Raw genomic sequence first — 22,810 nt, forward strand, 5'->3', positions numbered from 1 at the left:
GCATTGCGGCTTTTGGCTAATGAGATGCTAATTCTAATTGAACGTTACAGTTCAATAACCTCAAATGTCACGTTAGGATCGACATCCGCTTCGTAATCGATACCCTCAATGCCAAAGCCGAATAGTTTTAAAAACTCTTCTTTGTATTCATTGTAGTCAGTTAACTCGCTAAGGTTCTCAGTAGTCACTTGTGGCCATAAATCGCGGCAGTGTTGCTGAATATCTTCACGCAATTCCCAATCGTCTAAACGCAGACGGTTTTCACTGTCAACGACAGGAGCTTGACCATCTTCACGGTATAAACGTTCTGTAAACAAACGGTAAATTTGCTCCATACACCCTTCGTGAAGGCCTTCTTGACGCATCTTCTTGAACACCATAGCAATATATAGTGGCATTACAGGAATTGCTGAACTGGCTTGAGTCACAACACTTTTCAATACCGCTACGTTGGCTGAACCACCAGTGGTTGCGAGTTGGGTGTTAAGTGCGTGTGCTGCGCGGTCTAAATCCATCTTGGCTTGTCCAAGTGCACCATGCCAGTAAATTGGCCAGGTTAATTCGGTACCAATGTAACTGTAAGCCACTGTTTTACAACCATCAGCTAATACGCCAGCATCGCTAAGCGCACTCATCCATATTTCCCAGTCTTGGCCACCCATAACAGTAATTGTGTCGGCAATCTCTTGCTCTGTTGCAGGCTCTACTGAGGTTTCAATAATGGTATTTTTATTGGTGTCTACAGCGGTAGCTGAGTAGGTTTGACCAATAGGTTTAAGTGATGAGCGGATCACTTCACCAGTGTCTGGAAGTTTGCGAACAGGTGATGCTAATGAATATACCACCATGTCGATTTGACCTAAATCTTGTTTGATCAAGTCAATAACTTGTTGTTTGGCTGCATGGCTAAAGGCGTCGCAATTGATACTTTTAGAATATAAGCCTTCAGCTTTAGCAAATTTGTCGAATGCCGCTGTATTGTACCAGCCAGCTGTCCCAGGTTTGGTTTCAGAGCTTGGTTTTTCAAAAAACACCCCAATAGTTGCCGCGTCGCTACCAAATGCTGAGGCAATACGAGAAGACAAGCCATAACCACTTGAAGAGCCCACAACAAGGACTTTTTTAGGGCCGTTAGCAATTTTGCCTTTGGCTTTGGTTAGCTCGATTTGCTCTTTTACATTGGCTTCACAGCCAACTGGGTGAGTTGTTGTACAAATAAAGCCACGGATCTTAGGTTTAATAATCATATTTAGGTTTCTTCCTTTAACATTGGCTCTAGGATAATTAGTTCGACGCGTAAATGGCACTGATTTTTGCTAAAAAGCCTGTAAATGTACAGTGGTTGGAGCAGTTTAGCGTCGTTGCATAAATTGACTTTGTTCTTGAATGAGCCTTTGGGTGTATTCATGTTGAGGTGAGTTAAATAAGGCTTCAGTGGTGGTTTTTTCAACCATAACGCCATTTTGTAACACCATGACTTTGTCGCTGACGTGGCGAACAATATTAAGATTGTGCGATACAAAAATATACGACAGGCCCATCTCTTTCTGTAATTTTAACAATAAGTTAATAATTTGAGAGCGTACAGACATATCCAAAGCCGTTAAGGCTTCATCGGCAATAATAATTTTAGGGTTGAGCATTAATGCGCGCGCGACGGCAACGCGTTGCTTTTGTCCTTCAGAAATCATATGTGGATAAAAATCGGCATGCTCTGGCAGTAATCCTACTTTACGCAAGGTTTCAAATACTAAGGCTTTACGCTCATTAGAATTTAATGTGGTGTTAAAGCGTAAAGGTTCTTTAAGTAAATTACCTATTGATAAACGTGGGTTGAGCGAGGTGGTAGGATCTTGAAAAATCATCCTTATTAACCGACAACGTTGTTTTTGGTTGCGAGTTTCTAACGCTTCACCTTCAAAAAAAATCTCACCGCCGCTTCGGCGTTCAGCGCCAACTAGAATACGCGCTAATGTGCTTTTCCCTGAACCAACTGAACCCACAATTGCCATCGTTTCGCCTCGTTCGAGTTCAAACGATACAGGTGCCAAGGCTTGATAATATTGTGGTTTAAAACGTTTATAACCTGTGACGTATTGTTTGCACAAGTCGTTCACTTTAAGCAATGGCGTCGTCATCTTCTTGCTCACTTTGGTAAGGGAAATGGCAGGCAAAATAGCGTCCTTTACTGTGCTCAAGGTGTGGCTGTTTTACACATTTACGCTGCGCTTCAGGACAGCGTGGACCTAATCGACATCCTGTAGGCAAGTGTTGCATCGACGGTGACGAACCTTGTAGTGTTGGTAAGTCAGCTTTATGCCGCATTTTTTGAGTGTGATCCGGTAAGTTTTTTAACAGTGCTCGAGTGTAAGGATGAAAGGGCATTTCTGCCATTGCCGCAGCAGGCCCAGACTCCATCACCTGGCCACTGTATAAAATGGTTAGGTTATCACACCAGTTCACCATAATTTCAAGTTCGTGGCTTACCAATAATATGGATACATTTTGCAGTTGGTTAAGTTGCGATAATAACCTAAATATTTGTGCTTGAGTATTGAGCTCCATCGAGTTGGTCGGTTCGTCAGCAATCAATAACTTAGGGTGATTTGCTACCGCCATCGCAATCATGACTTTTTGACATTCGCCTTCAGACAATTCCCATGGATAACATTTCATCAGCTGTTTAGGTTTTTTTATGCCTACTTTATGTAACCATTTTTGCGCATTCAAATAGGTGTCGCGGCTACGACGCCAAAAAGGCACATTTTTATTAGGCATCATAGCTTCAATAATTTGACTGCCAATCGTTTTGACTGGATCTAAACTGCCGGATGGATCTTGGAAAATCATTGCAATGTCGCAACCCATTAAATTACGCCGTTCTTTGGCGCTCATTTCAAGTAGATTTTTACCATCCCACATCATTCGATCGGCGATAATATGCCAATTGGGGCCAAGTACGCCTAAAATAGCTTTAGCAAATAAGCTGCGACCAGAACCTGATTCACCCACTAGGCCATGGATTTCACCTGGATTGATGGTCAAGCTAACCTTTTCAAGCACTTTCACGCGGCCTTGAGCGGTATCGAGTTCAATGGTGAGATTACGCACGTCGAGTAATGGCATAAGTTAGTTTCTTATTGGTGCAAGTGCTGAGCGTAAACCGTCACCCACTAAATTTACCGATAATACAGTAAACAAAATGGCAACACCGGGAATAGTCACTGTCCATGGCGCGAGTAATAAGTTATCTAATCCTTGCGCCACCATCGCGCCCCATTCAGGGCTCGGCGCTTGTGCACCTAAGTTTAAAAAACCTAATGCGGCAATATCCAAAATGGCCGCAGAAATCGCCATCGTAACCTGAATAATTAATACATCCCACACGTTAGGCATAATCACATACCAAAAAATTTGCATGGAATTAGCTCCATCTAATCTTGCTGCGGTAACATACTCTTTTTGCAGTTCTTCATGGACGGCAAGATGAATTGCACGCACAAATTGCGGGATCATGGCAATCACCACGCCCCAAAATACATTGTTCAAACCCGGTCCCATCACCGCAACCACCAAAATGGCCATTAATAATGACGGGATAGACAATAGTGCATCGAGTAAATGACTGAGTACGCTAGACTTGATACCGCGCATCATTCCCGACAAAGAGCCAATAATAAAGCCAAAAAATAATGACACCGCCACAATTAATAACGACATGCCGAAGGTTAGTTGCACGCCATGTAAAATGCGGCTGAAAATATCACGGCCTAAATCATCTGTACCTAAAAAGTGTTCGACTTTACCTGCCGGATCCCATGACGGTGGCAAGAGCAAAACTTGTTGATCTTGAGCTTCTGCAGAGTAGGGCGCAATAATCGGGGCAAAAATGGTCAGCACCAGTAAAAATATTACCGCCCACAAACCTATTACCGCAAACGGATTGGATGAAAAGCTTTGCCAAACGCGCCACATTGGCGAGTCGATATGGTCTTCATGATAGACTTTAATGCGCGGCATATAATTCCTTTCTACTCATCGGATTGATTGCGGTATGCAATAGGTCAATCAAAATACTTAAGAAAATAATTAACAGCGACACGGACAAAATGCCTGCTTGAATAACGGTATAGTCTCGTTGATAAATCCCTGAAACCAACCAACTGCCAACACCTGGCCACGAAAATATGACTTCGACAACAATACCGTAGCTAGCAAATGAACCGAGCATTAAGCCAATGCTTTTGAGTACCGGAATAAGTGCGTTGGGCATTGCATGGCGGACGAGTATTTTAAAAGTATGTAATCCCCGAGCTTCAGCTGCGCGAATATAGGTTTGATTCATGACATTAATCACAGCTTGTCGAGTAATGCGGACAACCAAGGTAAAGGGTAACAGCGCTAAGGTTACTGCAGGTAATATCAGATGCAGCACTGCGTCATGAAAAGCGGGAATACGGTAAGCTGATTCGGACATTAATGTGTCTACTAACATAAAGCCGGTTACGGGTTCAATTTCATATAATAAGTTAATTTGTCCAGAAATAGGTAACCAACCTAAATTCACCCCAAACCACATCGACAATGTTAGTCCAAGCCAAAAAACCGGAATGGAATATCCTGTTAATGTAAACGCTAAAATGCTGTGTTGCAGAGCTTTGTTTCGGCTTAGAGCTGCTATCACCCCGATAGGAACACCAAAAAATACTGCAATAAAACCAGAGAACAATGATAATTCAAAAGAGGCGGGTAACACCGATGCTAACTCTCCTGCCACTGTTTGTTGTGAATTACTCGAAATCCCTAAATTGCCCGATAACCGCTGACGAAGATAAGCGGTAAATTGCAATAATACGTTATCGTTTAATTGATAATCGATGTCTATCTGTCGTTGTTGTTCGGCTGTGGGATATTGGATCCCCGACAACGAGTAGGCTTTGCTGGCTGGAAACAAACCCGTGGCAACAAACAGTACTGCTATCATCAACATCGATGTGGCAACAAACAGGGTGATGCGTCTAAAAAGATAACGCCACATTTATTCGCCTTCCTCTGATGTCTGTATCGCTTTTGCAAATGAAATACCGCCATAAGGGCGAATTTGCATTGCAGTAATATTGTTCTTTTTCAGGACGACCTTCTTTGCATGAGCCAGAGTCACCATAGGAACCTGGTCGCTAATAATCGCTTCAGCTGACTGATAAAATGCTTTGCGTTCTGGTTGTGACGTAACACTTTGCGCTTGAGTGAGTAAATGTTCAAAGTCTTTTTGGCACCATCTAGACCGGTTGTTGTTTGATGCCAGCGCTGCACAACTAAGTAACGGGGTAAAAAAGTTATCAGGATCACTGTTATCTGCATTCCATCCGATTAATACAGAATCATAGTTTGAGGTAGAAAGCTTTTGCGTAAATACACTCCAATCATAGCTAATGATATTCAGCTTTACGCCTATTCGTGCTAAATCGGCTTGTATAAGTTCGGCTGTTTTTAATGCACTTGGGTTATAAATGCGTGCAACTGGCATCGCCCAAACATTTATTGATAAATTATTAATCCCAGCCTCGTTCAATAACTCAATGGCTTTTTGTGGGTTGTATTCATTTGGCGATAAATTTTTAGAGTAAGCCCACGATGCGGGTGGTAATACGCCTGTGGCTTCAACCGCAGTATCGTTATACACCGCATCCAGAATATTACGCTTATCAATAGCATGTGCAAGAGCTCGTCTCACGCGGACATCATCGAGCGGCGGCTTTTGGGTATTAAAAGCCCAAAAAGACACGTTTAATCCTGGTTTTGCTTCAACAATTACATCAGGGTGCTGCGCGACCACAGCAAGTTCGCCGGCTTTAGGTAACGCTGATACGCTGCAGTCACCGGTAATCAATTTTGCAATACGAGCAGTGCTTCGTGGGGTGATATCAAACACTAGCTGATCGAGTTCTACCGTTGGCCCCCAATAAACTGGATGTTTTTTATAACGAATATACTCGTTTTTAACATATTGGTTGAGCTGAAATGGTCCGGTACCTACCGCATAATAATCAATGTCTTCAGGTTTACCTTGAGATAACAATTGATAACCGTATTCTGCAGATAATATGACAGCAAAATCTGTCGCCAAATTAGATAAGAACGAAGCATCCTTTCGGGTTAAATGGAATATAACTTGATAGTCATTTACCTTTTCAATGGATTCAATAAGGTTTGCAAATCCAATACTTTGAAAAAATGGATAGCCTGTTCGACTGACTAAGTGATAGGGGTGTAAGGGATCGATAATGCGATTGAATGAAAACAGTACATCGTCAGCATTAAAGTCTCTTGCTGGCGTAAATTGGCGTGTTTTATGGAAACTGACATGTTCACGTAAAGTAAACTGATAACTTAAGCCGTCTTCAGACATAAGCCACTCTGTAGCAAGGCCTGGAATGATATCGGCTTTAGCTTGGCTGTAATTGACCAAGCGGCTGTAAATTTGGTTTGAAGTGGCATCAATAGTGGTGCCAGAGGTAACTAATTGTGGGTTAAAGCTCTCAGGGTTACCTTCGCTGCAATATACCAAACCAGAAGGCAATTGTGCTTGTCCACATGCTGCCAGTAGTAAACTGGTAAAACATAAGGAAATCAGCTGATACCAGCGTTTTACTATAACAGGCATGGTGTGATCATTTTTTATCGACTTTGAGTCAGTATTTTAACAGTGTTCATGTCAGTGGAGCAATCGCTGATGCATGAGTTCATTTACGACTTATCAAGTAAGTTGTACTTTTTGAGAATACCTCTGAGCTGGTGATAGCTTAACCCAAGTAAATCCGCGGTTTTCTTTTGGTTATATAGGCCTTCAGCAAGTGCGCGTTGTAATAACGTTACCTCGGCATTTTCGGTGTATTCTTTGAAGTTTATCGGAAACTCGATGCTACTTTGCATTAAAGTTATCTCACTTTGTTCAGCATCCGCTTCCGGTTTATCTATTATGGATTCAATGGGTCTTGCTTGACGTTCGCGAGTTTTAACTCTGCTTAAAGGACGATAGGGGGATGCAAAGGGATCTAAAATAATGTGATCAATCTCTTGCCCTTCAGAGCCTTCTCGGTACACGCTACGCTCAACAACATTTTTAAGTTCACGGATATTGCCCGGCCAGTCGTGCATCATGAGTTGCTCAATGGCTATTGCCCCAAAGCCGCCAAAATATTCTAGCCCAAGCTGTCTAGCCATGCTAATAGCAAAATGTTCAGCTAATGGCATAATATCTTCTGTACGACTGCGCAGCGGCGGTAAAGTAATGACATCAAAAGCTAAGCGGTCTAGTAAATCAGCCCTAAATTCTCCACTTTCTGCCAGAGCGGGTAAATCTTCGTTAGCCGCACAAATTAATCTCACATCAGACTGGACAGTTTTGCTGCCGCCGACACGTTCAAATTCACCGTATTCAATTACACGGAGTAACTTTTCCTGGATCAAACCTGAAGTATTGGCCAGCTCATCTAGAAACAGAGTGCCACCATCGGCGCGCTCAAAGCGGCCTTCGTGTTTACCTTTGGCACCTGTAAATGAACCAGATTCATGGCCAAAAAGCTCACTTTCGAGTAAGTTTTCACTTAATGATGAACAATTAAGTTTAATAAAGCTTTGGTCCCATCGGGCAGATAAGTAATGCAAACGTTCTGCTATTAACTCTTTCCCCGTACCTCGCTCACCAATAATGAGCACAGGTTTTGATAACGGCGCGACTTTAGACACATGCTCTAATACTTCAAGTAACGCATTAGATTGGCCGATGAGATTATCTTGTTGGTATTGTTTACTCACAGTTGGCTTTCTCGCAAAATTGTTAGTGAATTAGACTAATAATTGGTGAAAATCATAATAGATGGCTTAGTTAATAATTGAAAGTAAAAGTTAAAATTTTGTATAACTGCCTGATATTGTTATAGTTGAAAAAGTTGGCACGCAATGTGTAATACCTATTGCGACATCCACGTTACTTTTTGAGGAATACATTATGGGAATTTTCTCTCGCTTTGCAGATATCGTTAATTCAAATATCAGTGCAATACTAGATAAAGCCGAAGATCCAGAAAAAATGGTTCGCCTTATCATTCAAGAAATGGAAGACACGCTAGTTGAAGTTCGTTCAACCTCTGCCAAAGTATTGGCTGAGAAAAAAGAACTGTTACGCCGCATTAACCGTGTTCAAGAGCAAGTTCAAGATTGGCAGAACAAAGCTGAGTTAGCATTATCTAAAGATCGTGAAGATTTAGCAAAAGCCGCCTTAATTGAAAAGCAAAAAACCACTGGTTTACTGCAAACGCTTGAAATGGAATTGCAAGTTGTTGAAGAGCATATCACTCGTTTAAAAGACGAAGTGGCGCAACTTCAAGACAAATTGAATGATGCCCGTGCTCGCCAAAAAACCATCATTATGCGTAAACAAACTGCGACCTCACGCTTAGAAGTGAAAAAGCAGCTTGATTCAAGCAAAATTGATGATGCAATGATGAAGTTTGAGCAATATGAGCGTCGTGTAGAAGGCCTAGAAGCTCAAGTTGAATCATATGACTTAGGTAAAAAAGATTCACTTGCTGATGAGTTTGCAGCATTAGAAGCTGAAGATGCTGTTAACGATGAGTTAGCTGCACTAAAAGCAAAAGTAAATGCAAAATCACAACCTAAATCAAAAGCATAATAATTTTTCAGAGGTGAGTTATGGATATGGATCTTCTTGTAGCACCAATTATCATTTTCTTGGTTGTTGTTGCCCCCATTTGGTTGATTCTTCACTACCGCAGTAAGCGACAAGTGAGCCAAGGACTCACAGAGGAAGAATTTGGTCAGCTCAATGATTTAATTGCGAAAGCTGAAAAAATGAGCCATCGCATAGAAACTTTAGAAGCGATTTTAGATACTGATTCACCAGAGTGGAGGGCGAAACATGGGCACATCTAATGGTCGAACGTTATATCGCAATCCTAAAAGTGGTAAAATAGCGGGAGTCTGTTCAGGCATCGCGGATTACTTTAACTTTGAAACCTGGTTAGTGCGTGTGTTAGCTGTATCGATATTTTTGCTTGGTGGAACCGGGTTTGTGTTTGTGATTTATATCGCGCTATGGATGATATTAGATGTCAAACCACAAGCGTTAGATTATAAAGAAGAGCACAAAGATATCGAAGTCAAAAAGAAAGTATGGCAAGCCGGCGAACCCGCTAAACGCGCTTTGTTTGATGTTAGTCGCCAGTTTAATGGCCTCGAAACTCGACTACAACGACTTGAGAAACACGTAACGTCAGACAGCTTTGACTTAAAACGGGAAATCAATAGTCTCTAATGATTCTAAATGGGCGGTTTACCGCCCTTGTTTTATTTACCTTGATTTAGGAGCTGTCAACTACCATGAACTTTTTAGATCGTTCCTTATTCAAAGTCACCCAAACAGCACAATCTCTCGTAAACCGCAGTACCGACCGTCATGTTAGGCTTGCTGTTACTGGCTTGTCTGGTGCAGGTAAAACGGCATTTATCAGTGGTCTGGTAAATCAGTTACTGCATGCAGGTAAAGGCAATAAACATAACCCGTTACCTTTATGGCAAGTTGCTAGAGATGAGCGATTAATTGGCGTGCAACGTGCAATGCAGCCAGACTTAGACATTGCTAGCTTTGACTATCAAGGCTCAATGAATGCATTAAACTCATCTCCGCCACGTTGGCCGGCATCAACGCGAACGATTACTGAATTACGCTTGGCCATAAAGTACCAACCTCAGCAAGGCATATTGGCAAAATTAACCGATACCGCCACATTATATGTCGATATAGTTGATTACCCCGGTGAATGGTTACTCGACTTACCTATGTTAAAGCATGATTTTACCCATTGGTGTTTATCACAACAGCAAAATATAGCCTGTTTGAGTCACTCTCCTTATTATGCTGACTTTACCCAGGCCGTGAGCAAGTTGGACTTAGTTGAAGTCGCCGATGAGCAACAACTTAAATACGTTGCAGATATTTATCAAACGTTGTTAGTTGATTTAGTTCGTGAGCAAGGTTTTTATCACGCTCAACCCGGTCGGATGTTATTACCTGGCGAGTATGAGAACACACCATTATTGGCATTTTTTCCTTTGTTGTCTCTTAGCCCTTTGAATCATTCTGAATTGGCTTTAAGCCCAAATGACTCTAATTATCATGTGTTAAAGCGTCGTTATGAACAATATGTCTCGCAGGTGGTTAAGCCTTTTTATCGCGATTATTTTTCACGTTTTGATCGTCAATTAGTGCTGGTGGATTGTTTAAATGCGTTAAACCATGGCCAAGCTCAGTTTAATGACATGGGCCGAGCGCTAAACAGTATTATGGAAAGCTTTCAGTTTGGGCAATCAAGTTTGATTAAGCGCTTGTTCTCACCCCGCATTGATAAAGTATTATTTGCCGCAAGCCAAGTCGACCGGGTGACGAGAGACCAACAAAGTCATGTCCTTAGTTTGCTCACTGCAATGTTGCAACAAAGCCAGCATTACGCCAATTTTGAAGGCAGCGAAGTTGAAACCATGGCCATCAGTGCCATTAAGGCAACTCAGCATGGGATGGTTAATACCGGAAATGGCCAACAAGAAGTTGTCAAAGGGACAGGTTTAGACGGTAAACAAATAACGGTTTATCCGGGCGATGTCCCAATAACTTTGCCCGATGCCTCGTTTTGGCAGCAACAGGGGTTTAACTTTAACGCCTTTTTACCTCCGAATATTAGCCATTTAAATGAAACTCATCCTACGTTTGAGCATATTCGTCTAGATCATCTTTTAGAGTTTCTATTAGGCGACAAGTTAACCTAGTTGCATGAGTGTGAGTATCTTTATGAATCAGACAAATAACATTTCAGGACTTAAAAAATCACAAGTCTTCGATGACGTCGATCTTATCAACGACGCAGAGGCAAGCAAAAGTGCTGAACCTATCAAACCAACGCAATCATTCAATGACGTTGAGTTTGTGTGCGAACAGGTTCTGGATGAATTACCTGAATCTATTTCTGACAGCATTGCACCCAGTAAACCTAAACGCTGGTCTAGGTTAGCGATACTGTCGCTTATCAGTGTGGCTTTGTTAGCCGTTGTGCAAACAGTATTAGGCTTATTGGAGTCATTTAATCAAAGCCCATGGTTATTTGGTTTTTATGCTGCTGTTTTGGCCATTGTGAGTTTATGGGCTGGTGTAGGAGTGATAAAAGAATGGCGTAAATTGGTTAATCTTAAAAAAGTAGCCGATCACCAGGCTATTGCAGAACGATTATCGCAAAGTATGCAAATGGGTGAGGCTAATAGATTTATTTCACCTATCTTAGCAAAATATCCTAATACACAGGCAAAGCAGCATTATATTAAGGTCAGTAATAAAGAGCATAATGATGCAGAGATTGTCATGCTGTTTGATCAAATAGTCCTTAGTGAACGTGATTTATTAGCGAAAAAAAGAGTTAATCGATTCGCTGCAGAATCGGCATTATTACTTGCTGCAAGTCCGTTGGCCGCATTAGATATGGCCATCATTTTGTTGCGTAATCAAAAGATGATTAATGAAGTGGCTGCTATTTATGGTATTGAATTAGGTTATTGGAGCCGAATTAAACTTATTCGTAGCATCATTATCAATGTTATTTACGCGGGCAGCACTGAAGTTATTACCGATCTTGGTACGCAATTATTATCGGTCGAAATGACCGGTAAATTATCTACTCGAATAGCGCAAGGGCTGGGTGGTGGTCTGCTGACAGCAAGATTAGGCTACCAAGCAATGAGCTTATGTCGTCCTATTGCCTTTAAAGCTAAAAATAAGCCCAAACTGACTCAAGTACACCAACATTTATTGGGTGAGTTAAGCCAGTTCACCTCGTCGATGATGACTAAAACAAAAGCCAAAACCGCAGAATCGGTCAATAATAAGGCATAGCGAATTGTGTTTTTTGTGTACAACTTCTCGTTGTTGACTACAGTTAGTGTCGATTTAGAAACAGCATAGCGTTCTGAATCTTCGCGCTGGCTTAAGGAGTAAGGAACATGCCAGCAAAATAAGGAAACAAGGAGACTCTAATGAAGTCATCATTGACATTAACCGCGGTATTTATGTGCTTATGTTGTTTTTTCAGCACCTCATCTTTTGCCGCCGACTCAGCCAAAACGAAAGTTACCGCTGAAACATCCAAAAAAGTAACCAAGACCGTCGACGAAAACACCGCTAAATTACAGAATGTTAATGTAAATAAAGCCAGTGTTGTCGAGCTACAATCGCTTAAAGGCATAGGTCAAGCGAAGGCTCAAGCTATTGTCGATTATCGGAGTAAAAATGGTAAGTTCAAAAATTTACAACAATTGACTATGGTAAAAGGTGTGGGCGATAAGTTAGTCGGTCAAAATGCCAAAAATATCAGTTTTTAAGTTAGCTGATGTGAGATTATAAAAGACTGATTGCAATAAAAACGGAAGCCTTGGCTTCCGTTTTTTTGTCTAACGAATTTACCGTTCTATTTGGGTGTTGTTAGTTGAGCACAGCTAATTTTGTTGAGTAGATTAACTGCTACGGACTTGTTATTGCGCATTCAATGCTTGGCCGTTAGTACCGATTGATTCATCACCCATTAAAAATAAGTAAGTAGGCATAATCTGCAGGGCTGTTTTTAATGTCTGTGGATCTTCTGCAGGATATGCTTTAGCGCGCATTTCAGTGCGTGTTGCACCAGGGTTAATTGTGTTGACTCGAACATGTGTTTCATCACATTCATCAGCGAGAACTTGCATCATGCCTTCGGTCGCAAACTTAGAGAAAGCATAAGGCCCCCAGTAAGCACGTCCTTTGCGGCCAACACTGCTAGAGGTGAAGATGATTGATGCATGTGGCGCTTTACGCATAATCGGCAACAAGGCTTTAGTCATAATTGCTTGAGCCGTTACATTGACTTTCATTATGGTCTCTAAAGAGGTTAGATCAATGTGTTCAAATGGGCCTAACGCACCCAGTTGTGAAGCATTGTGTAATAGCCCATCTAAGTGGCCAAATTGTTCTGCAATGGTCTCAGCCATGTCGATATAGTTCTGTTCTGTTGCCCCTTTTAAGTCAAGCGGCACAATTGCAGGTGTTGGATAACCAGCATTGACAATTTCGTCATACACTTTTTCAAGTTTTTTAACTGTTTTACCCAATAAAATAACGGTCGCGCCATGCTTAGCAAATTCAATCGCGGCAGCCTGACCGATACCGTCTCCAGCGCCAGTTACCAAGATAGTTTTATTATTAAGTAAATCTTTTGCAGCTTGATATTCCAACATGATTAATTAATTCCTCTTAGCGCAATCGCCCGTCAAATCTAGAACCGAATAAAAAATAAACGACCGTTTGAAACAAATGATTGATAATTGTATGCGAATAGGTCATTTGTATGTAACAAACTTGTAGCTAACTCTATAATTTTGCGTTAACTTGAGAATAGTTAAGGACTAACATAAGTCCTTTTGGTCGCATGATAGGCCTATTGTGACCAATTCTTGGGGAAAACAAAATTATTAAAACAAGATTTGGGGAAAAAAGATGAAAAGACTCATTTTGGGTGTTGCAATAACATCTGCTCTTGGTTTGACGGCATGTGGTGGTGATAGTTTTAACGAAGCAAAAGAAAAAGCTGAGCCATTGGTGCCTTTGTCATACGTTCAGTTTGATCCAGCTAATGGAAAGCTGCCTCTACCAAACGATTTACTGTTTAGCGGTACTACAGATGGTACCTTGTCTATTCCGGGTGAAACCGGTGTCGATTACACTAATCCTTCAATTGCACTAGGTGCACTAGATGGATGGTCAACTAGCTCACCAATTTCAATAACTATGGAGCTAGCAAACGACCTACAGGGTAATGCACTTACCATTGATGCAGCATCGGTATTTCAGCCAGGTGCTGTTCGCGTTTTTGAAGCCACTGTTGGTGGTTCACTCTCTACCGATCCTGAATGTACTTCACAAGCATCTGTATCTGCTTGTAAAGTAGGTGAAGAATTAACATTTGGTGTTGATTTTGTTACCAAAGCGTCAGGTAGCAGTGTGGTTATTGTGCCACTTAAGCCTCTAAAACCTATCCAATCGTATTTATATGTGGCTACGGACTTAATTCAAGACTCTTTAGGTCGTAGCATTGCACCTTCTTCAACATATAACCTACTTAAGTTAGACATTGACACTAAGCCGTTAGAAACCGCTGCTCAATTGCAATTACAAGGCTTAGTCAATAGCTATGAAAAAGGGGTAGCCGCTGAGCATGGCGTTGACTCTGAAAACATTATCTTCTCAGGCTTATTTACCACTCAGTCGGTTGCTAATGTTTATGAGACAGCTAAGCTGTTAATGGCATCAAGCGATCCATATAAACCCTCTTTTACTCAAACGCCAGCCCCTGCTGGTTATACTGCCGCGAATGCCTTAGGATTAACTTCAGCAAGTGGTGTTGCTTATGTATTAGCTGATATGGCTGATGTGTATACGGCTGAAATTACAGTACCATTTTATGGAAACTGTTCGTCAGCTAGTTGTGTTATTCCAGTTGTTGACGGTGCACCGACAGCACCGAATGGTCGCTGGTTTGCTCAGGGAGACAGCCCTGTATCTGTGTTATTGGCGTTACAAGCTGGCACGCTAAGTCAAACTAACTTTTTCACTCAAGCTTCTGAGCAAGGTGTTGATGCACAAGCTGCATTAGCTAACCCAGCCCTATTAGCCGGTAAACAGTGGAAATTAGATGATGGCACCGCAGCAGATACGTCAAAGCATTTAACTCGTTTAAATCCTATCCCAGCAATTAAGGGATATGAAACAATCCCTGTGCAAATTACGATACCAAATGCAACTAAGCTTGCAGCATTTACAGCCGCTCAAGGTGGCACATTTGTTCCTCCAACAAGTGGTTGGCCAACGACCATTACTATGCATGGTTTAGGCGGCGGTAAAGAAATGAACCTAGCTTACGCAGGTACATACGCAGCGGCAGGTATTGCCACCATTTCAATCGATATGCCACTGCATGGTGAGCGTTCGTATGATATCAATGGTGATGGCGTTTATGAAATGTCGGCAACAGCACCTGCATTTGGTAATTTAATTGGCAAGCCGGATGCATTTACTAATGGTGACCCATTAGTGTTTGTTAACATCGCAAGTACCTTAACGGTTCGTGATAATTTCCGCCAAGCTACGCTAGACCATTTAGCATTGCGTTTATTATTAGAGGGTATGGCAGGGCAATTAGCTGCGGCTAACCAGCCACAAGTGTTCGATGTATCGAAAATCAGTGCTCAAGGTTTAAGCTTGGGCGGCATTGTAGGTACAACCTTCTCGACTTATGCAAGTACTGGGTTAACAGATCCATCTACGGGCACGTATTTAGGTAACCCTTACGCCATTAATGCAGCTTCATTAGTTGCTCCAGCGGGTGGTTTAGCGGGTTCATTTGCGGGTTCAGCAGCGTTTGGTCCACAATTGTTTGCTAACGTCACTGCATCTAGCACTTTTGCTGCACTATTAACTGCGGCTAATACGGCAGGTTATGAAGAAGGCACTGCTGAGTACGAGGCATTAGTGCAGGCTGTTTATGCTGGATTTATCCCATCATTTGCTCTAGCTGTACAAACAGCTGTAGATTCTGCAGACCCATTAAACCATGCGGGGATGTTAGCTGCGACAGAAGTTCCGGTGCATCTAATCGAAATCGCGGGTGATGGTGCTGATAACTTGTCTGACCAAACCTTGCCTAACAGTGTTGCTAATTTCCCTCTGTCTGGAACTGAGCCGTTAATTTCCGCAATGGGTTTAGATTGTGTTGATGCAACCATGCCTGGTTCTGGTGCTGTGCGTTTCTCTAAAGGGCATCACAGTTCAATTGTAAGTCCTAGTGAAGTTGCTGGTGTTACAGATGGAATGGCTGCTGCAGCGACCGCAGAAATGCAAGCTCAGGTTGCAGGCTTTGCAAAAAGTGCTGGCGCTGGACAAGCCACAATTGTGGTATCAAATAGCGATGTAATTAAAAGTTGTAACTAATACTTACTAATTAGTCTTCGTTTTGACTTAAAACCCAGCAATTAGCTGGGTTTTTTATTCTCTATTTATCGATAATTACTGATAAAATATCGGTAGATTGTTTTTTCCTATATGGAGCGAAATTTGGAATTTTTATATGAATACGGCTTATTTTTAGCTAAAGCCGTGACGATTGTGATAGCAATAATGGCGGTAGTGGTGTTGGTGTTAGCCAGTGGCATTAAACATAAAGCTGACAAAGGTGAGCTACGCCTGACCGATATTTCAGATGAGCTATTGCAACTTAAACACCAGTTGAAAGAAGAGTTGCTGTCTAAAAAGCAATTTAAAGCCTATGAAAAACAGGTTAAGGCAGATGAAAAAGCGGCTGAAAAATCCGATGTCACCAAGGGGAAAGTCTTTGTTATTGATTTTAAAGGCAGTATCGATGCTGGTGAAGTCGCTTCATTGCGTGAAGAAGTCACGGCTATTTTAACCATTGCTGATAAAGATGATGAAGTCCTGGTGAATGTTGAAAGTGGCGGCGGCATGGTCCATGGTTATGGCCTCGCATCAAGCCAATTAGACCGTTTACGTCAAGCCAACATCCCCTTATCTATTTGTATCGATAAAGTCGCTGCTAGCGGTGGCTACATGATGGCGTGTGTGGCTAATAAAGTGTATGCGGCTCCCTTTGCCATTGTTGGCTCAATTGGTGTAGTGGCACAGGTGCCGAACTTTAACCGTTTACTTAAAAAGCATGATATAGATTACGAACAACATACCGCGGGTGATTTTAAGCGTACCTTAACCATCTTTGGCGAAAATACCGATGAAGGCCGGGCTAAGTTTCAACAAGAGCTTGAAGAGACTCACGTATTATTTAAAGAGTTCGTTGGTCGCTACCGTCCAGAAATGGACATCGCTAAGGTGGCTACCGGCGAGCATTGGTATGGCCAACAAGCGATTGATCTCGGTTTAATTGATGAAATTTCGACTAGTGATGATGTTATTTTAAACTTAGTGAAAACCCACCAAGTGATTAAAATTCGATATCAGATGAAGAAAAAGTTGGCAGATAAAATTGCCCATGGAGCTTCGTTGTCGGTTAATGCCGTGATGAACAAACTGGTTGAACGCAATCAATCGGTGTAATACTAGTTTAGACTAATAAAAACGACAGCCTAGGCTGTCGTTTTTATTTTGGTAAGCATTATAATGATGACATCATTACTGAGCTTTATAACTGATGTGCTGGTGGAAGCGTAAAATCACATCAACATGCTCTTTATCAATATCAAATTCTTGAGTAAACATGCGCAATGCATCTTCTACTTGATTCATAAAGCGACCATAACCTTCGTCGGTCTCGTCACTCTTACCTGCAACAATCACAAAACGGAACACATCGACGAGCTTATTGCTGTCCCAGTGGCCAATCGGTTCTGGTGATTGGGCATGAGGATCAAAACCAATCATTTGAAATTCATCGGTACTGGTGAGTTGCTCGTATTTACTGTTACGTACTAGTGGTAATTTGCCATTAGCAACCATAGCCACGCGCTTTAACTGCTTACTCTGAGTTGCCTGAATAAACTTGTCATAAACCGTTTGGTAAATAGCACCAAAATCGACAGTATCATTAGCTAATAATTGTTTTTTAATGCGGCGATCGACAGGAATGTTAATCGTAACGTAGTTCAACGTACTAACGTTTTCAGGCAATTCACAGTGACGGCGCTGATAGCGACTGTCTACCGCGCGCAATTTATAACCATATGTTTCTTTAAGACCTTTTGCTTTAGCAAAAAAGTCATAAGAGATATGCTGGTGATCGCGAATTTTAATCGGCACATCTTTTACTGGTAACAGTGGTTTTAGTTCGGCAATAAAGTGCTGAATTTTAGTGTGAAAACTTGCTGCATTGCTGCGTAAGTCATCACCTGTAGCTAAAAATACAATACGTAATTTACGCGCTCTAAATCCCGGAGTGCTATGTAGGCGGTTAGCTTCATGATGGGCTGGATTATAAAAGAAACGCAGTTGCTCGTTTGAACTTAAACAGTAAGCTTCACTGTGAAAGCGCACCATAGGTAATTTATCTGTGGTAACAACATGCACATTATACAGCTCTTGTTTTTCAGCGAGTTGGTATACTAATTTACTGAATTCATCGTAACAAGTTTCTAAGCTGCTGTATGTATTAAGGTATTCGTCGGTTAATGGGAATCCGATAGTGATGTATTGGTTTTTACGGGTCGCACTAGGTAAATATACTTTTTTTTGACGACTGACGGACATGGTATTTCCTTAAATTGTCTAGTGTTGTCTAAAGTTTATCGTTATTTAATTGCTTGCTGAGCATCCATTTTAAACATTGAATCTGAAAATAAAATGACTTTCGTTCACTTTATGCAAAACTTTTTAACATTTGCTATTAAACTCATAAAATTTAAATAGTTATTTATCTATCGCTGCAGTGATCCAAGGCAGCATCCATTGCGTAATTTTATCTTGAGCCTGTTCGTTGGGGTGAATACCATCACGTTGCATCAAGCTTTTATCTGCGGCGATATCCTGCATAAAAAAGGGGACTAGGCTGATCGAAAATTCGTCGGCCAATTGATGGTAAACATCAGTGAACATTTTTGTGTAGCGAGGCCCGTAATTTGGTGGCACCATGATTTCGGTAAGCAACACTTTGGCGCCATGTTCCTGAGATTGGTTGATGATTTTTGTAAGATTTGATTTCAATTGGTTTGGCGGAAATCCGCGCAGACCATCGTTACCTCCAAGCTCAATAACAACAATGTCAGGTTGGCTAGAATCCAGTAAACTAGGGAGTCTACGCAGTCCCCCTGCAGTTGTTTCGCCACTAACTGAACCATTAACTATGTCATGTTGAGGTAGTTCGTTTCGCAACAATTGTACCCAACCTTGATTTTCTGGCATGCCATAGCCTGCACTTAAGCTATCACCTAGTATCAAAACCGTGGCAGCATAGGTGGGCGCGCACATTAACATTAGCGTAAATGCAGTAGCTAACATGCGTTTAAGCGACAAAAATAAGAAGGATTGTATGTCTAATAATATCGTTCGAAATACCAGTGCCATAACTGTAACTAACCTTAATAAAACTGTAGTGACCCAAGAGGGAGAGTTGACTATCCTCAACGGCATTAATATAGAAGTCAAGCAAGGTGACAGCATTGCTATTCTTGGACCATCAGGTTCTGGTAAATCAACCTTACTTGGATTGTTAGCTGCATTAGACACACCTACTACGGGTGAGATTGTCCTTGATGGCGTGGCATTATCAGGATTAAACGAAGAACAAAAAGCGGCCCTGCGTAAGCAAAAAGTCAGCTTTATTTTTCAATCCTTTATGCTGGTCGACACCTTAACAGCGTTAGAAAACGTCATGTTGCCTGCAGAGCTCGCAGGCGTTAAAGATGCTAAACAAAAAGCCCAAGCGATGCTTGAGCGTGTTGGCTTATCACATAGATTAAATCATTTACCTAAACAATTGTCTGGTGGTGAGCAGCAACGTGTTGCAATTGCCAGAGCATTCATTTGTGAACCTAAAGTGTTATTTGCCGACGAACCCACTGGAAATTTAGACAGCGTAAATGGCGACAAAATTGCCGACATGCTATTTGCCCTAAACCAGGAAAGTGACACAACTTTAGTGCTGGTTACTCATGATTTGCACCTTGCCCAGCGTTGTGCAAGACAGCTTGTCATGGAAAATGGTCATTTGTCTGAACCCGCGGCCAATCAGAGCAATACAACACAAGCAGCTGACGGTAAAGTCGCGGAGGTAAGCTAATGGAGTGGCGTATTGCTTGGCGGTTATTTAAACGCGAGCTTGCTCAAGGTCAGCTGGTACTGATTGTATTAGCCATTACCTTAGCTGTGCTCTCTGTTACCGGGCTTGCTCGGGTTAGCGAGCGTTTACAAGTTGCCATAAATGGTGAGGCAGCTAACTTTATCGCTGCCGATCGTATTATTGACACACCTGTTGAATTAGACCCTAAAGTGTTGACGATTGCAGATGACATTGGCCTTGCTCATGTCACCAATATGCAGTTTAACTCAATGGTATATTCGGGTGATAAGTTTCAGTTAGTCACAGTTAAAGCGGTGGGTGATGGTTATCCACTCAAAGGCGATATCGAACTTAGCAATGGTATTACGCGCGCATTGCCTAAAACTGGCCAAGCTTGGTATGAGAATCGTTTAGGCGGCTTACTCGGTTATCCAAAAAGTATTGAGTTAGGCAACAGTGAGTTATTACTAACTGAAGAAATCAGCCGTTTACCGGATGCCGGTTTTAATCCATTTGCTTCATCACCTGTGTTACTTATTCATTTAAATGATGTTGCTGCGACGGGCATTATTCAACCTGGCAGCCGAGTGACTTACCTGTATCAGTTTACCGGTAATGTACAGCAATTGGCCGACTTTGAGCTACAAGCTAAACCGCTGCTCAATAACAGCCAGCGTTGGGTAGATGTGCAGTCGGGCGATTCTCCTATTGCATCAGCGGTACAACGCGCAGAGCGTTTTTTATTGCTAGCCAGTTTGTTAGGGATTGCACTCGCATGTGCCGCCATTGGAATTGCTGCGCAGCGCTATTGTCAGCGCCATTATGATGTGGTGGCGATGCTGAAAACCTTTGGTGCGTCGGGTAAACAGATCCGTGTGTTATTTGGTTTACATTTATCGTTAGTGACATTACTGGGCATTGCGCTTGGTCTAATAGGTGGCCTATTACTCGATATCGGTATTACGGCATTTTTGCCGCCCGAAATAGCAGCCTACTCGCCACCATACTTACGCCCGGTATTACTCGGTGTCAGTACCGGCTTAATCAGCGCGTTTATGTTTTCTGCTTATCCGTTAATGCGTTTGTTAGCGATTCCGCCACTGCGTGTGCTGCAACGCCAGCTTGAGGGCTTACAGCTCGGAATGTGGTTGCATTTGTTATTAAGTTTAGCGGCGATGGCTTTGTTAGGGTATTTGTACTCAAGAAGTCTCGCACTCACAATGACTGTTGTGCTTGCGGTCATGCTGCTTGGGGTATTGCTCAGTATTTTAGGTTTTGTGATGATCCGTCTAGGCCATGGTATCGGCATGAGAACCACTAATCCATTGCAACTTGCTTTGGCTGGATTACGTCGCCGTGCTCGTCAAAATGCCGTGCAATTGGTGGGGTTTAGCAGTGCTCTGGTATTGCTATTAACCATTTTGGCCTTAAGGCAAGATTTGCTTAACGAATGGCAAAAGCAGTTACCTGAAAATGCGCCTAATTACTTTTTGGTGAACATTGCCCCTGAAGACAGCAAACCACTCGATGACTTTTTAACGCTTAATCATATTAAAGCTACCGATATTTATCCGGTTGTGCGTGGACGTTTAACCCACATCAATGATGAAGAGTTAATTTCTCGCCGCCAATCAGAAGATGGTCAGGAAGGGCGAGTGGGGATTTCTCGTGAGTTAAACTTAACCTATCGCGCTACCTTGCCGCCCAATAACAAATTGCTCGAGGGGCAATTTAATCAAACTGACGATGAGGTATCTGTCGAATCTGGTGTCGCTGAGCGTTTGGAGCTTAAACTGGGTGATAAACTGACTTATCGCATTGATAACCAGGATTTATCGGTCACTGTTGCCAGTATTAGGCAGGTGCAGTGGGAAACCTTACAACCTAACTTTTATATGATATTTACCCCAAAAGCACTTGAGCCTTTTGCATATACTTCAATGGCCAGTTTTCATCTCAATGATCAACTATTGGCAGCAGATGGCAGCACATTAACGGCTGACCAAGTGGTGTTGCAGTTAATTAGGCAATTCCCGACAGTGTCGATTATTGATGTTGGCGCCATGGTGGGGCAGTTAAGGCAAATTATTGAGCAAGTGTCTTTGTCTTTGTCATTAGTTTTGGCCTTGGTGTTACTCGCCAGTGCGTTAGTATTGATTGCTCAAACAGAGGCTGGCATGGCAACTCGTCAACGTGAGTTAGCCGTTTTACGCACCTTTGGGGCATCGGGGTGGTTACTGCGAGCATCAACGGGGTTTGAATTTGCATTACTTGGTGCTATTGCCGGCTTGTTAGCGGTCATTGTGGCTGAGTTTGCCTTGTACATGCTTAAAACTCAGGTGTTTGAGCTGGTGGTTTATATGCATTGGCCATGGTGGGGGATTGCGCCTGTAGCTGGTGCCGCAATTGTATCTACGCTTGGTGTGTGGCGTTGCAGGCAGCTATTAAATAAGTCGTGCAGTGACATGCTAAAAGCGGGTTAACACTGAGCAAAATGACAGGTAAATGAATGAAAAGGGAGATGCATTGTCATCTCCTTTTTTTATTTGAGTGGACTGAAGCCATTTTAGCCCGAGTTCAGGTTATTTAGATCGAGGTTTATATTGCGTTGGGCAATAACCACGATCAATTCCTTCTGGTCGCAGCTTAAGGTGTTTGGTTTTTCGGCCTGTAACACGTGCTCGCCACAGTTTAAAGCTGCCAGGTTTCATGCTGCTGCGCATCAATTTGATTACGGCGGATTCGTTTAAGCCATAAAGGTGTTCAATGGCTTCAAATGGCGTTCTGTCTTCCCACGCCATTTCAATAATTCTTGAGGTATCTTGCACTGAAAGCATTGCGTATGATGTTGTTATTGGGTTTGCCTGTACATACGTTAGCCAGCTTATCTTGGTTTAACCATGGTCTATTTAACAATGGTT

Annotated in this window: 21 protein-coding genes; 10 read left to right on the plus strand and 11 right to left on the minus strand. The window is 42.2% G+C overall.

Annotated features, from left to right (window positions below; all coding sequences use genetic code 11):
• Positions 1 to 44 precede the first annotated feature (44 nt).
• The 7 genes from fabV to pspF form a co-directional block, all read right to left on the minus strand.
• Complete coding sequence (gene fabV / locus IEY40_RS07435) at positions 45 to 1,247, minus strand: enoyl-ACP reductase FabV (protein WP_188954810.1); 1,203 nt, start codon at positions 1,245 to 1,247, stop codon at positions 45 to 47.
• 105 nt (positions 1,248 to 1,352) lie between these two features.
• Complete coding sequence (locus IEY40_RS07440; protein ID WP_188955318.1) at positions 1,353 to 2,138, minus strand: peptide ABC transporter ATP-binding protein; 786 nt, start codon at positions 2,136 to 2,138, stop codon at positions 1,353 to 1,355.
• Positions 2,119 to 3,126: an oligopeptide/dipeptide ABC transporter ATP-binding protein gene (locus tag IEY40_RS07445; RefSeq protein WP_188954812.1), complete on the minus strand. Its 1,008-nt coding sequence runs from the start codon at positions 3,124 to 3,126 to the stop codon at positions 2,119 to 2,121. Before IEY40_RS07445 ends, IEY40_RS07440 begins: the two co-directional genes overlap by 20 nt.
• A gap of 3 nt (positions 3,127 to 3,129) precedes the next feature.
• Complete coding sequence (locus IEY40_RS07450) at positions 3,130 to 4,020, minus strand: ABC transporter permease subunit (protein ID WP_188954814.1); 891 nt, start codon at positions 4,018 to 4,020, stop codon at positions 3,130 to 3,132.
• Complete coding sequence (locus IEY40_RS07455; protein WP_188954816.1) at positions 4,007 to 5,038, minus strand: ABC transporter permease; 1,032 nt, start codon at positions 5,036 to 5,038, stop codon at positions 4,007 to 4,009. The genes IEY40_RS07450 and IEY40_RS07455 overlap by 14 nt, the downstream gene beginning before the upstream one ends.
• Complete coding sequence (locus IEY40_RS07460; RefSeq protein ID WP_188954818.1) at positions 5,039 to 6,664, minus strand: ABC transporter substrate-binding protein; 1,626 nt, start codon at positions 6,662 to 6,664, stop codon at positions 5,039 to 5,041.
• A gap of 83 nt (positions 6,665 to 6,747) precedes the next feature.
• A complete protein-coding gene (gene pspF, locus IEY40_RS07465; protein ID WP_188954820.1) occupies positions 6,748 to 7,818 on the minus strand; it encodes a phage shock protein operon transcriptional activator in 1,071 nt (356 codons plus the stop codon).
• A gap of 193 nt (positions 7,819 to 8,011) precedes the next feature.
• Between pspF and pspA the strand changes: the two genes are divergently transcribed.
• From pspA to IEY40_RS07495, 6 genes are all read left to right on the plus strand, one after another.
• A complete protein-coding gene (gene pspA / locus IEY40_RS07470) occupies positions 8,012 to 8,695 on the plus strand; it encodes a phage shock protein PspA (RefSeq protein ID WP_188954822.1) in 684 nt (227 codons plus the stop codon).
• Positions 8,696 to 8,715: 20 nt separating this feature from the next.
• Positions 8,716 to 8,955: an envelope stress response membrane protein PspB gene (gene pspB / locus IEY40_RS07475; RefSeq protein ID WP_188954824.1), complete on the plus strand. Its 240-nt coding sequence runs from the start codon at positions 8,716 to 8,718 to the stop codon at positions 8,953 to 8,955.
• Positions 8,942 to 9,337 carry an envelope stress response membrane protein PspC gene (pspC, locus tag IEY40_RS07480; protein WP_188954826.1) on the plus strand — a complete coding sequence of 132 codons (396 nt, stop codon included), beginning with the start codon at positions 8,942 to 8,944 and terminating at the stop codon, positions 9,335 to 9,337. Before pspB ends, pspC begins: the two co-directional genes overlap by 14 nt.
• 65 nt (positions 9,338 to 9,402) lie before the next feature.
• On the plus strand, positions 9,403 to 10,845 hold the full coding sequence (locus tag IEY40_RS07485) for a YcjX family GTP-binding protein (RefSeq protein WP_188954828.1): 1,443 nt from the start codon (positions 9,403 to 9,405) through the stop codon (positions 10,843 to 10,845).
• A 22-nt stretch (positions 10,846 to 10,867) separates the two neighbouring features.
• Positions 10,868 to 11,959 (plus strand): TIGR01620 family protein, encoded by a 1,092-nt coding sequence (locus tag IEY40_RS07490; RefSeq protein WP_188954830.1) that lies wholly within the window; start codon positions 10,868 to 10,870, stop codon positions 11,957 to 11,959.
• Positions 11,960 to 12,099: 140 nt separating this feature from the next.
• Positions 12,100 to 12,444 (plus strand): ComEA family DNA-binding protein, encoded by a 345-nt coding sequence (locus tag IEY40_RS07495; protein ID WP_188954832.1) that lies wholly within the window; start codon positions 12,100 to 12,102, stop codon positions 12,442 to 12,444.
• Between the two features lie 150 nt (positions 12,445 to 12,594).
• Here IEY40_RS07495 and IEY40_RS07500 read toward each other — a convergent pair whose 3' ends face one another.
• Positions 12,595 to 13,332, minus strand: coding sequence for a YciK family oxidoreductase (locus IEY40_RS07500; RefSeq protein ID WP_188954834.1), 738 nt, complete (start codon positions 13,330 to 13,332; stop codon positions 12,595 to 12,597).
• Positions 13,333 to 13,591: 259 nt separating this feature from the next.
• Between IEY40_RS07500 and IEY40_RS07505 the strand changes: the two genes are divergently transcribed.
• Positions 13,592 to 16,081: a VolA/Pla-1 family phospholipase gene (locus IEY40_RS07505; protein ID WP_188954836.1), complete on the plus strand. Its 2,490-nt coding sequence runs from the start codon at positions 13,592 to 13,594 to the stop codon at positions 16,079 to 16,081.
• Between the two features lie 123 nt (positions 16,082 to 16,204).
• Entirely contained in the window at positions 16,205 to 17,215 is a 1,011-nt protein-coding gene (gene sohB, locus IEY40_RS07510; protein ID WP_188954838.1) for a protease SohB, read from the plus strand.
• A 75-nt stretch (positions 17,216 to 17,290) separates the two neighbouring features.
• On the opposite strand, the gene IEY40_RS07515 is transcribed toward sohB, so the two are convergent.
• On the minus strand, positions 17,291 to 18,361 hold the full coding sequence (locus IEY40_RS07515) for a DUF3083 family protein (RefSeq protein ID WP_188954840.1): 1,071 nt from the start codon (positions 18,359 to 18,361) through the stop codon (positions 17,291 to 17,293).
• Between the two features lie 159 nt (positions 18,362 to 18,520).
• A complete protein-coding gene (locus IEY40_RS07520; RefSeq protein ID WP_188955320.1) occupies positions 18,521 to 19,078 on the minus strand; it encodes an arylesterase in 558 nt (185 codons plus the stop codon).
• A 61-nt stretch (positions 19,079 to 19,139) separates the two neighbouring features.
• Between IEY40_RS07520 and IEY40_RS07525 the strand changes: the two genes are divergently transcribed.
• The gene (locus IEY40_RS07525) at positions 19,140 to 19,889 is read left to right on the plus strand and encodes an ABC transporter ATP-binding protein (RefSeq protein ID WP_188954841.1); all 750 of its coding nucleotides are present in this window, start codon (positions 19,140 to 19,142) and stop codon (positions 19,887 to 19,889) included.
• The gene (locus IEY40_RS07530) at positions 19,889 to 22,372 is read left to right on the plus strand and encodes an ABC transporter permease (protein ID WP_188954843.1); all 2,484 of its coding nucleotides are present in this window, start codon (positions 19,889 to 19,891) and stop codon (positions 22,370 to 22,372) included. The genes IEY40_RS07525 and IEY40_RS07530 overlap by 1 nt, the downstream gene beginning before the upstream one ends.
• Before the next feature lie 99 nt (positions 22,373 to 22,471).
• Here the strand turns inward: IEY40_RS07530 and IEY40_RS07535 are convergent, their stop codons facing one another.
• Entirely contained in the window at positions 22,472 to 22,726 is a 255-nt protein-coding gene (locus tag IEY40_RS07535) for a TIGR03643 family protein (protein WP_188954845.1), read from the minus strand.
• Positions 22,727 to 22,810: the final 84 nt, after the last annotated feature.

It is taken from the genome of Shewanella ulleungensis, from assembly GCF_014648315.1.
GTDB lineage: Bacteria > Pseudomonadota > Gammaproteobacteria > Enterobacterales > Shewanellaceae > Shewanella > Shewanella ulleungensis.